Source organism: Corynebacterium sp. HMSC11E11, assembly GCF_001807025.1.
In the GTDB taxonomy this organism is placed as follows: domain Bacteria; phylum Actinomycetota; class Actinomycetes; order Mycobacteriales; family Mycobacteriaceae; genus Corynebacterium; species Corynebacterium freneyi.
In genome coordinates, this window is record NZ_KV787100.1 from 1 (window position 1) to 15,047 (window position 15,047).

The 15,047-nt window shown below is 70.5% G+C and carries 15 protein-coding genes; 3 read left to right on the forward strand and 12 right to left on the reverse strand.

Annotated features, from left to right (window positions below; genetic code table 11):
* Together eccD and HMPREF3121_RS00795 are read left to right on the forward strand one after the other, a co-directional pair.
* Nucleotides 1-665 (forward strand): type VII secretion integral membrane protein EccD (gene eccD / locus HMPREF3121_RS00790; RefSeq protein WP_070519127.1); only part of this gene is annotated, 665 nt, incomplete at its 5' end.
* Between the two features lie 41 nt (nucleotides 666-706).
* A complete protein-coding gene (locus HMPREF3121_RS00795; RefSeq protein WP_168161337.1) occupies nucleotides 707-1,939 on the forward strand; it encodes a S8 family serine peptidase in 1,233 nt (410 codons plus the stop codon).
* Here the strand turns inward: HMPREF3121_RS00795 and eccB are convergent.
* Nucleotides 1,908-3,203, reverse strand: coding sequence for a type VII secretion protein EccB (eccB, locus tag HMPREF3121_RS00800; RefSeq protein WP_070519129.1), 1,296 nt, complete (start codon nucleotides 3,201-3,203; stop codon nucleotides 1,908-1,910). The genes HMPREF3121_RS00795 and eccB overlap by 32 nt on opposite strands.
* 153 nt (nucleotides 3,204-3,356) lie before the next feature.
* Between eccB and HMPREF3121_RS00805 the strand changes: the two genes are divergently transcribed.
* Complete coding sequence (locus HMPREF3121_RS00805; protein WP_070519130.1) at nucleotides 3,357-4,364, forward strand: hypothetical protein; 1,008 nt, start codon at nucleotides 3,357-3,359, stop codon at nucleotides 4,362-4,364.
* Between the two features lie 23 nt (nucleotides 4,365-4,387).
* Here HMPREF3121_RS00805 and HMPREF3121_RS00810 read toward each other — a convergent pair whose 3' ends face one another.
* The 11 genes from HMPREF3121_RS00810 to HMPREF3121_RS00860 all read right to left on the reverse strand — a co-directional run bounded on the left by HMPREF3121_RS00810 (nucleotide 4,388) and on the right by HMPREF3121_RS00860 (nucleotide 14,787).
* Nucleotides 4,388-5,083, reverse strand: a complete 696-nt coding sequence (locus HMPREF3121_RS00810; protein WP_141742903.1) for a hypothetical protein — start codon at nucleotides 5,081-5,083, stop codon at nucleotides 4,388-4,390.
* A 105-nt stretch (nucleotides 5,084-5,188) separates the two neighbouring features.
* The gene (locus HMPREF3121_RS00815) at nucleotides 5,189-7,480 is read right to left on the reverse strand and encodes a DUF6541 family protein (protein ID WP_070519134.1); all 2,292 of its coding nucleotides are present in this window, start codon (nucleotides 7,478-7,480) and stop codon (nucleotides 5,189-5,191) included.
* A 193-nt stretch (nucleotides 7,481-7,673) separates the two neighbouring features.
* Nucleotides 7,674-8,636, reverse strand: coding sequence for a tRNA pseudouridine(38-40) synthase TruA (gene truA, locus HMPREF3121_RS00820; protein ID WP_224371237.1), 963 nt, complete (start codon nucleotides 8,634-8,636; stop codon nucleotides 7,674-7,676).
* Nucleotides 8,637-8,746: 110 nt separating this feature from the next.
* Nucleotides 8,747-9,280, reverse strand: coding sequence for a 50S ribosomal protein L17 (rplQ, locus tag HMPREF3121_RS00825; protein WP_070519136.1), 534 nt, complete (start codon nucleotides 9,278-9,280; stop codon nucleotides 8,747-8,749).
* Nucleotides 9,281-9,321: 41 nt separating this feature from the next.
* Entirely contained in the window at nucleotides 9,322-10,338 is a 1,017-nt protein-coding gene (locus HMPREF3121_RS00830) for a DNA-directed RNA polymerase subunit alpha (protein WP_070519137.1), read from the reverse strand.
* 155 nt (nucleotides 10,339-10,493) lie between these two features.
* Entirely contained in the window at nucleotides 10,494-11,099 is a 606-nt protein-coding gene (gene rpsD, locus HMPREF3121_RS00835) for a 30S ribosomal protein S4 (protein WP_035121268.1), read from the reverse strand.
* Between the two features lie 23 nt (nucleotides 11,100-11,122).
* Nucleotides 11,123-11,527, reverse strand: coding sequence for a 30S ribosomal protein S11 (gene rpsK / locus HMPREF3121_RS00840; protein ID WP_035121271.1), 405 nt, complete (start codon nucleotides 11,525-11,527; stop codon nucleotides 11,123-11,125).
* Between the two features lie 3 nt (nucleotides 11,528-11,530).
* Nucleotides 11,531-11,899 (reverse strand): 30S ribosomal protein S13, encoded by a 369-nt coding sequence (rpsM, locus tag HMPREF3121_RS00845; protein ID WP_035121273.1) that lies wholly within the window; start codon nucleotides 11,897-11,899, stop codon nucleotides 11,531-11,533.
* 245 nt (nucleotides 11,900-12,144) lie between these two features.
* Nucleotides 12,145-12,363, reverse strand: a complete 219-nt coding sequence (gene infA / locus HMPREF3121_RS00850) for a translation initiation factor IF-1 (protein ID WP_070519139.1) — start codon at nucleotides 12,361-12,363, stop codon at nucleotides 12,145-12,147.
* A gap of 266 nt (nucleotides 12,364-12,629) precedes the next feature.
* On the reverse strand, nucleotides 12,630-13,430 hold the full coding sequence (locus tag HMPREF3121_RS00855) for an Abi family protein (RefSeq protein ID WP_141742904.1): 801 nt from the start codon (nucleotides 13,428-13,430) through the stop codon (nucleotides 12,630-12,632).
* 112 nt (nucleotides 13,431-13,542) lie between these two features.
* Nucleotides 13,543-14,787 (reverse strand): dicarboxylate/amino acid:cation symporter, encoded by a 1,245-nt coding sequence (locus HMPREF3121_RS00860; protein ID WP_070519143.1) that lies wholly within the window; start codon nucleotides 14,785-14,787, stop codon nucleotides 13,543-13,545.
* Nucleotides 14,788-15,047: the final 260 nt, after the last annotated feature.

Consider the following 15,047-nt stretch of genomic DNA (forward strand, 5'->3'; position numbering starts at 1 on the left):
CGGGCGGGGCGACGCTGGCCCTGGGCGCCGCCGGTTTCGCCGCCGCCCTGCGGTGGTTCGCCGAGGCCGGGCCCGCCGCCGCAGTGACCATGGCGCTGATCGTCATCGTCCTGGCCGCGGCCCCCGGCATGTGCGTGGCGGCGGCCGGGGTGCGGGTGCCGCGCATTCCCGCAGCTGGCGAACCGTTTCCGGATGATCCCGACCCCGATGATCCCGTCGACGTCATCGCGTCACGCGCGGGCCGCTTCCTCGATGGGACGGTCGCCGGCGCGTCAATCGTCCTCGTCGCGGCGGCCGCCCCGATCGCGGTGGGCTCCCCCGGCGGCTGGGCGCTGGGGTTGCTCGCCGCGGTGACGGTGCTGTGCCTGATCCAGTCGCGCGGTCATGCCCGGATCATTCCCTCCGCCGCCTTGGCCTGCGCGGGGGCGTCGCTGCTCATCGGGGTCGCGGTGTCGCAGTGGGACGCGGGGCGGTGGCCGGTGGCGTTGCTCGTGTGCGCGCCGTTGCTGGCGGCGACGGCCGTGACGGCGGTGCCGTCGAGTCGGGTCACCCCGACGATGCGGCGGGTTCTGGAGCTCATCGAGGCCGTGGCCATCACGGTGTCCCTGCCGTTGGCGGCGGTGGTCGCCGGTATTCCGGATCTCGCCGCGGGGCTGATCCGGTGAGGGTCCGGGGCGCCGTCGCCTGGTCTGCGGGTCTTCTCTGCGTGACGACGGCCTGTCTTCTCCCCTCCGACGTCTCGGCCCAGGCCCGCTGCACGGGCACCGGGGCGTCGTCGCCGGCGATCGTGGCCGAGCCGACCGTCGCCGAGCGGGCGCTGCGGTTCCGCGACGCGTGGGAGGTGTCCGACGGGGCGGGCGTCACCATCGCGATCATCGACACCGGGGTGGCCGATCACCCGCGGTTGGGCGGTGTCATCGACGGCGGCGACGTGACGGGCACCGCCGACGCATTCCACGACTGCGACGCCCACGGCACGTTCGTCGCCGGGTTGGCGGCCGGTCGTCCGGGCGGGGATTCCTTCGCCGGCGTCGCACCCGGCGCGGCGGTGTTGTCCATCCGCCACACCACCGGCGATGCGGGCACGCTGCTGTCGTTGTCCGACGCCATCGATTCCGCGGTGCGGGGCGGGGCGCGGGTGATCAACATTTCGTTGACCTCGTGCGCGCCTGCCGGCACCGTCCCGCCCGGCGCGCCGGAGGTCACGGCCGCCGTGCAACGCGCCGAGGAAGCCGGGGCGGTCGTCGTCGCGGCGGCGGGCAACGCCGGCGGAGATTGCCCGGACGGCGCGGTGGCCTGGCCGGCGATCCTCGAGGAGGTCATCGCCGTCACGGCCGTCGACGTCTTCCCGGAGCCGGACGCCGACCACGCCCCGGCCGGGTACGCGCTCACCGCGGACTGGGTCGACGTCGCCGCACCCGGCGGCCCCGTCGTCGGCCCTTCCCCGGACGGAGAAACCATCGCCGACCTGCACGTCACGGACTCGCGCACGTCGCCGATCGCGGGCACCAGTTTCGCGGCGCCCCTGGTGTCGGGCACGGCGGCGTTGATCCTTTCGCGTGACCCGTCGCTGTCGCCGACGCAGGTGCGCCGGATCATCGCCGACACCGCGTCGCCCGCCGCGACCACCGTGGGCGTCGGCGCGGGCGTCGTCGATCCCGTGGCGGCGGTGGCCCGCACCGGCATCGACCGCGGCATCCGCGCCGACGAGGGCGATGCGACGACGGGTGCCGCATCAGCGCCGACGCCGCCCCCGGCAGTCGATCACGTGCCCTCGCACCGTATCGCCGCCCTCGGGACCATGGCCGTCATCGCGGAGGTGGCCCGTGCGGCATGGTCCAGCGGAGCCATCCGCGACGGCGCAGTCGGCCGGGACGGGACAACCGGCGGTGCCGCCGGGAATGCGGTCAGATCGCGGCCAATGCGGCGGTCTTCGTGAGCTCGGGCCCCTCCCGGAATGCCGCGAGCACCCGCCACGGCACCGCGACCGTCGACGGATAGCCCAGCGCAGCCAGCGCGCCGCGGTTTTCCACCAGGTGCCGGGCCCCGCCCGCCGAAACCAAATGCACGCCGCCTCCGGTGTCCACCGCCGTCGTCGACCGCAGCGGCGACGAAAAGCCGTCTACGCCGGGTCCGGTCCCGTCGGCGCCCGGGTACGGGACGACGTCGTGCGGCGCCCGCCCGTGGGTCACGGTGGTCGTCTCCGCGTCGGCGTCGACGCACAACCAGCCCTCCGCCGGCGCCCAGTCGGGGATCTCCCCGGGCAGACCGCCGGCATCGATGCCGGCGGCCACGGGGATCCCGGCGAGCTCGACCTCGGTGGCCGTCCGCACCCCTCCGCCCGCCGCGAGCACGTCCGCGACGACCGGGGCGACGTCCACGGCACCGTCGTCGCGCACCACCACCCGACGCTGCCCCACCGCGACCACCGTTCCAACCACGTCGAACGGGGCGGGAAAACCGGACGGATCTCCCTGGCCCGGAACGTGCGGGACCGTCACGGGGCCGCGCTCCGGAATGGCTGCGAGCAGATGCGCGCCGACCGGACGCACCGGCGCCGCCGCCAACCCGAGGGCCCGGGACAGCACCGGGTCGCCGACATCGATGCGCGCCCGCCGGCCATCGTGGACCAGCCACGTCGCCTCACCATCGGTGACCAGCGCCGACGCCCCGCCGGCGGGCAGCTCCCCCATCCGAACCACCGTCGAACGCACCAGGACCGGCTCGTGCAGGCCGGGCGCCGCCTCCTCGCACACCCCCACCGACGGCGGCGCGGACGCGGGGTCGCCCGCCGCGATGTCCGGTGCCGCGGGAATGCCCACCGGGTGCCCCGCCGCAATCCCCGCAAGAGCGTCGGGGCCCACCCGCACGGCCTCCGCCGGCTGTCCCAGCACCAACCGCGCCGACGCCAGATTCGCCACGGGATGGACGCGGTCGTCGATGCGCACGTGCAACGCGCCCGTATCCCGCACGAGCAGCAGATCGGCGTCGGCCGCACCATCGCGGGGGCGGATCAGGCCGAGGATCACCGTGCCCGCCAGCACCAGCACCAGCAGCGCCGCACCGGCCGCCACCGCACGCCCCCGGGTGCGCAGCGGATCGTGGAGCATCCGGGCGTCGGCCCGCACCAGGGCGTGCTCCACCCTGCGGACGAGAAAACGGTGCCCGCTGATCTGCGCGGGCGTGGTCGGAGTGCGAGGCATGTGACGTTCCCCCCGAATCGTCGGCACCCATGGTCTTCGCACGGCAGCCTAGGCCAGCCGACGCTAGGCTGCCCGTCGACGGCCGCCGACCGGGCGGCCCGCGGTGCGGGGGTGCACCGCATCGACGAGGGGCGAACGGGCCGGGGTGGGCACATGGCATGGTCGGTAATCACGGAATTCGTCGGGGCCAACGCGGCTCCGCTGCTGGTCGGGGGCGCGGCGCTGATCGTCGCCGGGACGCACGCCCCGGTGCGCGGCCGGGCCCTGCGCGATCGGTGGCGGGGGCCTCATCCCGCTCCGACCGCCGGTGCCCGCGTCGTCGCCGCGACGACGGACGTCCTGCCGATGTCGGCGCTGGTCGACGCAGTCGCCGAATGCCCCGTGCCCGTCGACGTCGTGTCGGTGCACCGCTCCACCGCCCGCCCGACGGGTGAAGCCGGGCACCGCTACCGGGGCTTCGCCGATCAGCTGGGGGTGCCGGAGGCCCGGTGGACGTCGGTCCTCGTCGGCGGCCCGCCCGAACACGACCGGCCGCGGCTGGATTTCTTCATCCACCGGCTGGGGTTGCTGGGCCTGCGGGCGCGGCCGCTGTCCGACTCCGAGTTCGACCGCGACGCCGCGACCGAGGCCCAACGCCTGCTGGCCCGCGCTCCGGGCCGCAGCCACGTTCGCCGCCCGCACCTGTGGTTCACCCCCGCCCACGACGTCGACGTCCCCGCCGCCCCGGCACAGCTGGTCGGCACCACCCGCGACGGGGCGCCGCTGGTGATGGCGCTGCCGTCCATCGAACGCCTCGACGTCGCCGCGGATCCCGCCCGCCTGGCGGACCTGTTGGTGCCCACGCTGATCACGGGCGCGCGCCTGGGCATCCGCACCCATCGCCCGCGGCACTTCGCGCCCCTCCTCGACCATGGGGCGGTGCTGACCACCGCGGCGGGCGACCCGACCCTCGACGTCGTCGTCCTCGACCGCGGGGCACGGGTGGACGGGGCGGCGACCACCGCGACGATCGTGCTTCACGACGGCCCGATCCCCTCCCCGCCGACCCCGGATTCGGTGCCGACGCCGAGCCTGACCATCGGCGAGCACGCCTGGCATCTCACCGTCGGAGACGACGAAACGCCCGTACGGCCCCTGCCGATCCTCGCGGCGCGGGCGTGACGGGCGTCGTCGTAAAGCGGTTCCTACTCGCCTGCGCGCGGGCCGAGAACGTCGCCCAGGCCGGGAAGCTCGACGTCGGGCAGCGCCGGCCCCTCCGGGGCGGGATCGTCCTCGGGGGCGGGCGCCGGCTCCTCCGGAAGCTCCGGAATGGCCGCACCCGTGACGGAACCGGCGTCGAGGGAGGCGCTGCCGCCCGGACCCGAGCACTCCACCGTCGCCGCCCCGTACGCCGTGCAGGCGAAACCGAACATCGACACCCGCTCATAGGGGTGCAGGGTCTCCGGGGCGAAACCGTTGTCCGGGAAGTTCATGTGCGCGAACGTCGGCGCCGCACCCGGCGACCACGTCACCGCGTTGGCCGGAACCCGGCCCCCCTCGTAGCTTTCGACCATCGGCGGGTCGGCGAAGTTCGCGCGGCACGTCAGGTACGGGTCCCCGCCGAGCGAATTGGCGAAGCATTCCGTCGCCCCGTCGGCGAGACGGAACACGCGCGCGTTGTCGGCGCCCGGCGGCATGAAACGGTCATCCGGGACATCGGCGATGGTCGGGCCGCCCGCCTCGGTCGTCTCCGGGCGCTCCGCGAGCTCACTGGCCGTGGACGACGGCCGCGCCGAGGTGTCGGCGATGGTCTCGGACTCGGAGTCCACGCCGTCGGTGCCGCAGCCGACCGCCAGCAGAGTCGTGGCGGCGACGGCGGCGAACATGGAGAACTTGCGCATGATCACCCACCCTACGTGGTCGACACCGGTGAACCCAGTCTTTTCCCGCCCTTTCCGCCACCCCGTGACGCACGTCACGGACGCGGCGGGGCGGGGGTGCGCCGCCTACTTCGGGCGCACCGTCAACTGCTCCTCGTCCTCGGTGAACACCGACCCCTCGCCGCGGTAGGCGACGGAGAAGTCCGGCACCCACGCGTGCGGGTCGTCGTAATCGGGGTCGCCCGGCTCGGCCACGCCCGCCTCGCCGCGGGTGGTCATCGGCGGCATGGGTATCGGCGAGTCCTCGCGCATCTCGGCGATGCGCTCCGGTGCGATCACCGCGTTGACCGCGTAGATGGTGACCTCCTCGTCGCGGTACACCGGCGTCAGGCCCCGCGACCACCAGGCGCCCTCCTGCATGCGCATGTTGATCCGCTGGTCGCCCCAGAAGTACGGCGGCGACACGTAAATGAAGCCCACGTCGAGTTTCTTCAGCGCCAGGTCCACCTGGTTGGCGGCGACCGGGTTCCACGGCTCGCCCCAGCCGATCTTGTCGGTGTGCCAGTAGATCATCGACGTCGCCGTGGTCTTGTCGGCGTCGGGCCACACGAAGTGGCGGAACACCGTCGGGATGTCGTTGCGCATGTACATCCACGCCGAGCCCTCGTTGGGGTTGGTGAACACCCGGTGTTCGTGGGCTTCGGGCTGTTCGGCGAGCCAGTCGAAGGCGCGCAGGTCGCGGTCGCTGGTCAGGCGGTTGTCCCGGATCTGCAGGTACGCGTGGTCGTTGATCGGCGCCATGCGGTGGATCGCCCACGGCACGAAACCCGCGACGAGTGCGGCCGCGACGAGCAGGCCGGCCACCGGCACCGGGGTCGGGGCCGTCCGCGTGATCCGGTCGGCGAAGGTGGCGTCGGGTTCGGCGGCGTCGATCTGCGCGGGGGCCGCTTTACGACGGCCCGCCCACTCGCCGACCGTCGCGATGATGAGGGCCACGCCGGCGCCGCCCGCCGCGGTGATCAGCAGTGCGGTCTGCAGGACCAGGCGGTGGGGCGTCGAGTAGTGCAGGCCGGTGTACGCGTCCAGCACGTCGCCGATGACCCCGCCGAAGGTGTTGATCGCGTGGGCGGTGAACACCACCGACACGAGCCACGACACCGCCGGCCAGAACCGGCGCAGCAGCACCGCGAGCACGACCAGGCCGATGAGCCCGACGATGATGACGGGCTTGATCGATCCGTAGTCCTCCGCGTGGCGGGTGAGCATCGCCGCCGCCCGGTACCAGGCCTCGGCGCGGTCGACGTCGACGGTGGCGGATTCGGCGCGGACGTCCTCGGCCTGCTGCGAGGCCGACAGCCACTGCGGCAGCAGGAACGCCGCGGCGAGGATGCCGGGTGCCGCCAGCAGGCCGACGTCGCGCAACCGGGACTTCCATGCGCCGAGCTCGGGGCGCACCGGCCGCCACACGCGGCCGAACAGCCACCAGGACCCCAGCAGCAACACAGTCGACGGTACGGCCGAAGGGTGGAGCTGCCCGATGCCGATGAGCGCCAGCGCTCCGGCGAACATCCGGATCGGGGCATGCGGGGCCGACGCGAGCACGGCGAAGGTCGCGCCCGTCAGCGCGATGCCCAGCAGGTAGGGCCAGGCGCCAACGTAGACGCCGATGGGTGCCATGACGGGCAGCGCGGTGGTGAGCACCGCGGCCAGGCCGGCGGCGATGGAGGCGGTCCAGCTGCGGCGGTCGACCATCCGCCAGCCCAGCGCCGCGGCACCCGCCGGCAGCAGCAGGGCGGGGGCGACGAGCCCCAGGATGTTCGTCGTCGCGGGGACGCTCAGGCCCGTGACTTCGGCCACGACGGCGCCGAAGGCGTGCCAGGCGGCCGGGTAGTACATCTCGCCGCCGGTTTCGAGGTTCTGGATCTCGCCCATCCGCGTCGACGACACCATGCCGGTATCCAGCGCGTATTTGATCACCGCGGCGTGCCAGTGGACGTCCCACGACTGCTGGATGGATTCGATGCCGCCCGGTGCGCGGGCGAGTCGGGACAGGGAGGCCCAGGCCAGCGTCACGAACGCCACGGCTACGCCGGTCACCGCGGGCAGCGCGATGACGGCGCGGCGCAGGACGCCGGGTTCATCGCTTGACGACGCCGACCCTTGCGCGTCCGCCCGTTTCTGCCACACACGGCGCCAGATCAGGGCGACGACGATCATCGCCGCCCACGCCAGCGCGGCGGTCAGCGTGGAGAAGCCGACGTCGATCGCGCCGTAGAGCCAGCCGGCCAGGCCGGTGACGGCGAAGGTGAGGGCGGGGCCGAGGGCAAGCGCCCAGCCCGAGCGCAGTCCCGAGGCCCCGCCCAGGATCGCGCCCGGGACGACGAGCAGCAGGACCAACACGATGGTGGGCCAAATCACGGTGAAGCGCCTCCGGGGGGCAGAGAGTCGAAGTGACGAGAGTCGAAAGAGAAAGAACGCGGGTGAAGCACGTGGGGCGGGCAACGCGGGTGCGGCGGCGAAGCGGTCGTGGGGCCACCGACGGCGGCTAGCGACGACGGCGGGCCCGATGCTCCGCGGGCGCACCCGCGGTCATGCCCCGACTCGGGTCAGTTTAACGGTCGGGCATCCCGTCGAACCATGGGTTCGTGTCCGGGCAGCCCTTCCCCACCGCGCGGTGTTCTTCGCCGGGCAGCACGCGGATGTCGCGGGTCTTCGTGGCGCGGGCGGCGAGCTCGTCGTCGTCCGGGTAGTCGACGCCGGCCAACGCCAGCCCCTTCGCCGGGGCGACCGGCACCAGGGGCGACCTTTCGCGTTCGTCGAGGAGCCCTTCGGTGAAGCCCTTCGGGCGTCGGCCCTCCGCCGTGGCCAGACACGCTCCGACGAGCGAACGCACCATCGACCAGCAGAAGGCGTCGGCGGTCACGCGGGCCTCGTACAGCTCCGGCTCGGCGTCCGTGGACACGTCGCGCCATTCGAAGGACTGCAGGTCACGGATGGTCGTCGCATTCGGCCGGTGCCGGCAAAACGCGGCGAAGTCGTTCAGGCCCACGAGCACTTGCGCCGACTCGTTCAGAACCTCCAGGTCGACCTTGCGGTTCCACGTCGCCGTATCCCGCGCCCGCGTCGGCAGCGGGCCCGAGTCGGCGGTCGTGATGCGATACACGTAGTGACGTCGCAAAGCCGAAAACCTCGCGTCGAAGCCCTCCGGGGCGAACGAACACGCCCGGATCGACACGTCATCGGGCAACAGCCGCGCCAGCCGCCGCACCAACCGGGCCGGATCGCCCCCGATGGACCGGGTGTCCAACGACTCCCGGGTGACGTCGACGTGCGCCACCTGCGCCAACGCATGCACTCCCGCATCCGTGCGGCCGGCCACCGTCAGCTGCGCGTCCTGGCGCAACACCTTCGACAGGGCGTCCTCGATGGTGCCCTGCACCGTTCGCAGCGACGCCCCGGAGGGCCCGCCCTGCGCCGCCCAGCCATGGAAATCCGTGCCGTCGTAGGCGACGTCCAGGCGCAGGCGCACCAGCTCGGGGGCCCGATCGGGAAGATTCGCGTCACTGTCGTTCACGATTGGCAATGATCCCCCGCCGACCGGCCGCAACGCAAAAACGACGAGCGCCCCGCCACCCGAATCAACGGGCGGCGGGGCGCTCGGCGGAAAAGGTCAACCGCGGGGGTTTACTTCTCGTCGGCTTCCTCGGCGGCGGCCTCGGTGGCCTCGGCCTCGGCCTCGGCGTCGGTGGACTCCTCGGCCTCGACCTCCGGAGCCTCCTCGGCGGCGTCCTCGGTCTTGGCCTCCTCGGCCTGCTTGGACGCGGCGACGCGGGTCGCGCGGTTCGCCTCGGTGGTGACGGTCTCCTCGGTGACCAGCGAGATCAGCGAGATCGGGGCGTTGTCGCCCTTGCGGTTACCCAGCTTGATGATGCGGGTGTAGCCGCCCTCGCGGTCGGCGAACTTCGGCGCCAGCTCGTCGAAGAGGTACTGGACGACGTAGTTGTCGTTCAGCAGCTTCGCGGCGTTGCGGCGGTCCGCCAGGGTGCCGCCCTTGGCCTTGGTGATCAGCTTCTCCGCGTAGGGGCGCAGCAGCTTGGCCTTGGTGTCGGTGGTCTTGATCTGGCCGTGCTCGAACAGCTGCTTCGCCAGGTTGGCCAGAATCTTCTTCTGGTGGGAAGCGGAGCCGCCGAGACGGGCGCCCTTCTTGGGCTTGGGCATGGGATTCTCCTCGTGTTTTTAAGTCGCGTGCGCTTGAGGGGCTACTCGTCGTAGCCGACCTCCGCATCCTCGGTCCATTCCCCGGTGGCGGCGTCGTAGCCCTCGATGGCGCCCGGGTCGAAGTCGTTCGGCGAGTCCTTCAGGGACAGGCCCAGCTCGGAGAGCTTGACCTTGACCTCGTTGATGGACTTGTCGCCGAAGTTGCGGATGTCCAGCAGGTCCGACTCCGTGCGGGCGGCGAGCTCGCCGACCGTGTGGATCTCCTCGCGCTTCAGGCAGTTGTAGGAGCGCATGGAGAAGTCCAGGTCCTCGATGGGCATGGAGTAGGCGGCGATGTCCTCGCTCTGCTGCGGGGACGGGCCGATCTCGATGCCCTCGGCGGCCTCGTTGAGCTCGCGGGCCAGGCCGAAGAGCTCCACCAGGGTCTTGCCGGCCGACGCCATGGCGTCGCGGGCGGTGATGGAGTTCTTCGTCTCCACGTCGATGATCAGCTTGTCGAAGTCGGTGCGCTGCTCGACGCGGGTCGCCTCGACCTTGTAGCTGACCTTCAGAACCGGGGAGTAGATCTGGTCGACCGGGATGCGGCCGATCTCGCCGCCGGAGTTCGGCTGGGCGGGAACGTAGCCGCGACCGCGCTCGACGACCATCTCGATGTCCAGACGACCCGACTCGTTGAGCGTGGCGATGTGGTGATCCGGGTTGTGGATCTCCACGCCCGCCGGGCACTCGATGTCGGCCGCGGTGACGGCTCCGCCGCCCTCGCGACGCAGGTACACGGTGGCCGGCTCGTCGAAGTCGGAGCTCAGCACCAGGCCCTTGATGTTCAGGATGATGTCGGAGACATCCTCCTTCACGCCCGGGATGGTGGTGAACTCGTGCAGCACGCCGTCAATGCGGATGCTCGTCACCGCCGCGCCCGGAATGGACGACAGCAGGGTGCGGCGAAGCGAATTGCCGAGGGTGTAGCCGAAACCCGGCTCCAGCGGCTCGATGACGAACCGGGAGCGCGAGGAATCGATGTAATCCTCGGTGAGCGTGGGGCGCTGGGAAATGAGCATGATCTGTGATCCTCCTGGTGGCGACCGCTATTTGACGCCTAGGGAATGGGGATGCGTTGGGTCCCCGGCGTTTCGCGTGACGACGCCCGGCGTCGTCGTCGCAAAGCCGGGTCGAAGGGGTCCGGCGGACGCCCGGGAGGCGCCCGCACGAAGCCTTACTTCGAGTAGAACTCGACGATGAGCTGCTCCTGCAGCGGGATGTCGATCTGGGCGCGCTCGGGCAGCTGGTGCACGAGGATGCGCAGCGTCTCGGGGACGACCTGGAGCCAGGCCGGGACGACGGCGTCGACCAGACCCTCCTGGGCCTCCTCGAACCACAGCATCTTGCGCGACTTCGGACGCACGTCGATGATGTCGTACTGCGTCACCTGGAACGACGGCACGTTGATCTTCTTGCCGTTGACGGTGAAGTGGCCGTGCGACACCAGCTGACGGGCCTGGCGACGGGTGCGCGCGAGGCCGGCGCGGTAGATGACGTTGTCCAGGCGCGACTCGAGCAGGATGACGAGGTTGTCGCCGGTCTTGCCGGCGCGACGGTTCGCCTCGGCGTAGTAGCGGCGGAACTGCTTCTCCATGACGCCGTAGGTGAAGCGGGCCTTCTGCTTCTCCTGCAGCTGGAGCAGGTACTCCGACTCCTTGATGCGGGCGCGGCCGGCCTGCCCGGGCGGGTAGGGGCGACGCTCGAAGGACATGTCTCCGCCGACGAGGTCGACGCGGAGACGACGGGACTTGCGGGTTGCGGGTCCGGTATAACGGGCCATTTTGTTCTCCTCTTTCCCTTCTCTTAGACGCGACGACGCTTCGGCGGACGGCAGCCGTTGTGCGGCTGCGGGGTCACGTCGGAGATCGAGCTGACCTCGAGGCCGGCGGCCTGGAGGGAACGGATGGCGGTTTCACGGCCCGAACCCGGGCCCTTGACGAACACGTCGACCTTCTTCATGCCCTGTTCCTGCGCCTTGCGCGCAGCGTTCTCGGCGGCCATCTGAGCGGCGAACGGGGTGGACTTGCGGGAGCCCTTGAACCCGACGTGGCCCGATGAGGCCCACGAGATGACGGCACCCTTCGGGTCCGTGATGGACACGATGGTGTTGTTGAAGGTGGACTTGATGTAGGCGTGGCCCTGGGCCACGTTCTTCTTCGCGACGCGACGGCCGGTACGGCGGCCGCGGGCGGACTTCGGAGCTGCCATGTTTTACTTCTTCTTCCCGGCGATCGTCTTCTTCGGACCCTTGCGGGTACGAGCGTTGGTCTTGGTGCGCTGGCCACGGACGGGCAGGCCACGACGGTGGCGCAGGCCCTGGTAGCAGCCGATCTCGATCTTGCGGCGAATGTCGGCCTGAACCTCGCGGCGGAGGTCGCCCTCCACCTTCCAGGTGGCTTCGATGACGTCGCGCAGGGACGAGACCTGCTCGTCCGTCAGATCGTCGGTGCGCAGATCCGGGGAGATGCCGGTCTTCTCCAGCAGCTCGGAGGCACGGGCGGGGCCGATGCCGTAGATGTAGGTGAGAGCGACCTGCATGCGCTTGTTGCGCGGCAGGTCAACTCCAGCAAGGCGTGCCATGAGGCAATTTCCTTCCGGTTGGTGCGGTGGTTTGCTCCACTGCCGTCCCCGCCCGAGACCCCGCCGTGGCCCGGTCGGACGCCGGGTGGGCGGGCTGAAAAGCGCGGGGCTCCGGCCACCGTAGCCGGAGGTGAACTGACGGGACATGGGAGTGCGCGCGCCCGGCTCATGCCGGGGTTGCGGACACTTCCCCGCGCTCACCTGGGTGAACGCCGCGTCCCGCTAGGACGGTGGAGGATGCTGTCTTACTTGTAGCGGTAGACGATTCGGCCGCGTTCCAGGTCGTACGGGGAGAGCTCCACGACGACCCGGTCCTCCGGGAGAATGCGGATGTAGTGCTGGCGCATCTTGCCACTGATGTGGGCGAGCACCTTGTGCCCGTTGTCCAGCTCCACTCGGAACATCGCGTTCGGCAGGGGCTCGATGACGCGGCCCTCAACCTCGATTGCGCCTTCCTTAGCCATGTCCTCCACGTTTCTCGGACCCCGTGATGGGCCCGTTGGCTGATGTCTTTGCTACGTTGCGCGGCAATGCCGCAGCGCGGCTCGGGCACACGTGTCCCTCGCCAGCGGTCTACCTTACCGGCGAGCTGCGGTTATTCAAAATGAGGTTGGTCACGTCCCACGGTCTGCCCGGTCCCTCCCGCCGCCATCCCGCCCCGGGGTCCGCTCCGGTGGGCCGGCCCAGCCCTCCCCCGGTACCGGCGACTCAGCCCGAAGCAACCGGCTCGTCAACACCGGGCACCGCCCTGCAGGACGTTGATCCGCCTTTTCGACCATTCATCGGGAATCGGAATCAGGTCATCGAGGCAGACGGGAATGATCTCGACGAGGGCGGTCATCACACGCGCGAGTCGTTCGACGATCACCTCGTGATCGAGGTGCGTGATTCGCTCGTGATGGGCCACGCGATTGCGGAAATCGAGGAGCCGATTCAGGTCGTGGTGGAGGCTCTCCCTCAACGTATACCTGCCACCTCGAACCCGACCGCCGTACGCGGCATCGAGCGCGGGGAAAGCCTTTCGGATCACGGGCGTCCACAGCTGAGACTCATAGTATTTCGCTCGATGGGGAGCACCTTGCCCCGTCAAACCGACCCATATCCCCATGCTCGTGGCCCCGATGATGTCGGGGGCCTCTGCGGGACGGTCCTTCCGCCGAAGGTGGTCTCGGGCTTCCCGGAACATGTCCGCATGCTCATCGAGCAAGTTCAACTTTCGCCTGGACCGCAATGAAGACACGACGTCGCCCGCCGCGAGGCGTTCGGGCCAGTCGGGCCCGAATTCCTCGGCCAGCGCAGACGCGATTCGATTGCGCAGCGCCAACTCCATCGCCGCCAGCGCAGGCAGATAAGCACCGGCAAGCCGAAAATCGAATACGGCGAGTTTCGCGGCTTGAGCTTGGTTCCCGCCACACTCGTCGACGAACGAACCGAACTTCTCCGCCCCCAACAACTCCGGCCCCATCCCCACCGAGTTCCCCTTCTGCCGAAGAAAAATGCCCCGAGGGTCTTCGCTCTGCGGTCCAATCACCGCAGGCCAGTTTCCCTCGGGGTCGCTGCGACGCCCACGCTAGTCCGTCCCCGGCCGCGTGGCAAGACTTGCGCCCACGCAGCGGGCGGACGGCGTCTGCGGCTTTCCGAAGCTAATCGCGCCCGGAGCGCGCCTCGACCCCTGCGCCGCCGGTGCCGGTCAGGGCGGCGTCGTACTTCTCGCCGCCGACGTCGCCGCTGGCCATCTTGTTGACGGTCAGCGCGATCGCGCCGTCGCCGGTGACGTTGCAGGCGGTGCCGAACGAGTCGATGGCGATGTATGCGGCGATCATCAGGGCGATCTGCGACTCGTCGAATCCGAGCTGGGACTGCAGCAAGCCGACGGCCGCCATGATGGCGCCGCCGGGCACGCCGGGGGCGGCGACCATCATGATGCCCAGCATGAGGACGAACCCGAGCGCCATGCCCAGGGTCAGCTCCGCGCCGGTGAGGTACATGACGGCGAAGGCGAACAGGCCGATCTTCATCATCGAACCCGACAGGTGCACGGTGGCGCACAGGGGGACGACGAAGCCGGCGACGGACTCGCTGACTCCGTTGGCGCGGGTCGACTTCAGGGTCACCGGGATGGTGGCCGCCGACGACGAGGTGCCCAGGGCGGTGAAGTAGGCGGGCAGCATGTTCTTCAGCGCGCGGAAGGGGTTGACGCCCGCGTAGGCGCCGGCGAGCAGGTACTGGACCAGCAGCACCACCCACGTCATGATCGTCGCGAGCACGATGACCTTCAGGAACGCCGACAGGGTCTCGGTGAGGTTGCCGTTCATGCCCATCGACAGGAACATGCCGAAGATGAACAGCGGCAGCAGCGGGATGACGAACTTCTCGATGACCTTCATGATCACCGCGCGCAGCTCCTCGGCGCCGGCCTGCAGGGTGTCGGACTTCACGGCGGTCATGGCGATGCCGACGGTGAACGCCAGCAGCAGCGCCGACATCACGGCGAACGGCGGTTCCATCTCGATGGTGAAGTACGGCGCGAGGCCACCGGCTTCGACGTCGGCGGCCTCGAAGAGTTCCTGGTCGGCGAGGAGCCACGAGTACAGGCCGTTGGCGACGGCGTAGGCGATGAGGCCGGAGATGACGGTGGAGGCGTAGGCGATGCCGACGGTGACGCCGAGCCATTTGCCGGCGCCGCGGCCGAGGGAGGCGATCGCGGGGGTGATCAGGGAGAAGATGAGCACCGGCACGAAGAACCCGAGGAAGCCGCTGAACAGCGAGTTGAAGGTGACGAACACCCGGGCCAGCCATTCGGGGAAGAAGAAGCTGCAGCCGATGCCGAGCACGATCGCCACGATGATCTTGAACAGCAGCGAGTTGAATATGCGGGTGAAGTTCATCGGACCTCGATCGATGGGGGTCGGGGGCCGCGCATGCGGGCGCACGGCGGCTGCGGTGGCGGCGCTCGGGCGTGGGCGCGTGGGCCGCACTCGAGCGTGGTCAACGTACCTGAGGTTACTTCAGGTATTCGGCGGTCCCGTGCACCGGTCACCCTTTTCGCCGTGTGCGAATGCGGGTTCTCCGGGTTCCGATGCGGGGTGGCGGGGTCGGCGGTCGGCGTCGCAAAGCAGGGTCCCGCGGTGCTTTGCGACGGCCGTTC

Coding starts and splice junctions, on each gene's coding strand:
- eccB (WP_070519129.1), bottom strand. CDS start 3,203: ATGCCTCGCACTCCGACCACGCCCGCGCAGATCAGCGGGCACCGTTTT.
- HMPREF3121_RS00805 (WP_070519130.1), top strand. CDS start 3,357: ATGGCATGGTCGGTAATCACGGAATTCGTCGGGGCCAACGCGGCTCCG.
- HMPREF3121_RS00810 (WP_141742903.1), bottom strand. CDS start 5,083: ATGCGCAAGTTCTCCATGTTCGCCGCCGTCGCCGCCACGACTCTGCTG.
- rplQ (WP_070519136.1), bottom strand. CDS start 9,280: ATGCCCAAGCCCAAGAAGGGCGCCCGTCTCGGCGGCTCCGCTTCCCAC.
- HMPREF3121_RS00830 (WP_070519137.1), bottom strand. CDS start 10,338: ATGCTCATTTCCCAGCGCCCCACGCTCACCGAGGATTACATCGATTCC.
- rpsD (WP_035121268.1), bottom strand. CDS start 11,099: ATGGCCCGTTATACCGGACCCGCAACCCGCAAGTCCCGTCGTCTCCGC.
- rpsK (WP_035121271.1), bottom strand. CDS start 11,527: ATGGCAGCTCCGAAGTCCGCCCGCGGCCGCCGTACCGGCCGTCGCGTC.
- rpsM (WP_035121273.1), bottom strand. CDS start 11,899: ATGGCACGCCTTGCTGGAGTTGACCTGCCGCGCAACAAGCGCATGCAG.
- infA (WP_070519139.1), bottom strand. CDS start 12,363: ATGGCTAAGGAAGGCGCAATCGAGGTTGAGGGCCGCGTCATCGAGCCC.
- HMPREF3121_RS00860 (WP_070519143.1), bottom strand. CDS start 14,787: ATGAACTTCACCCGCATATTCAACTCGCTGCTGTTCAAGATCATCGTG.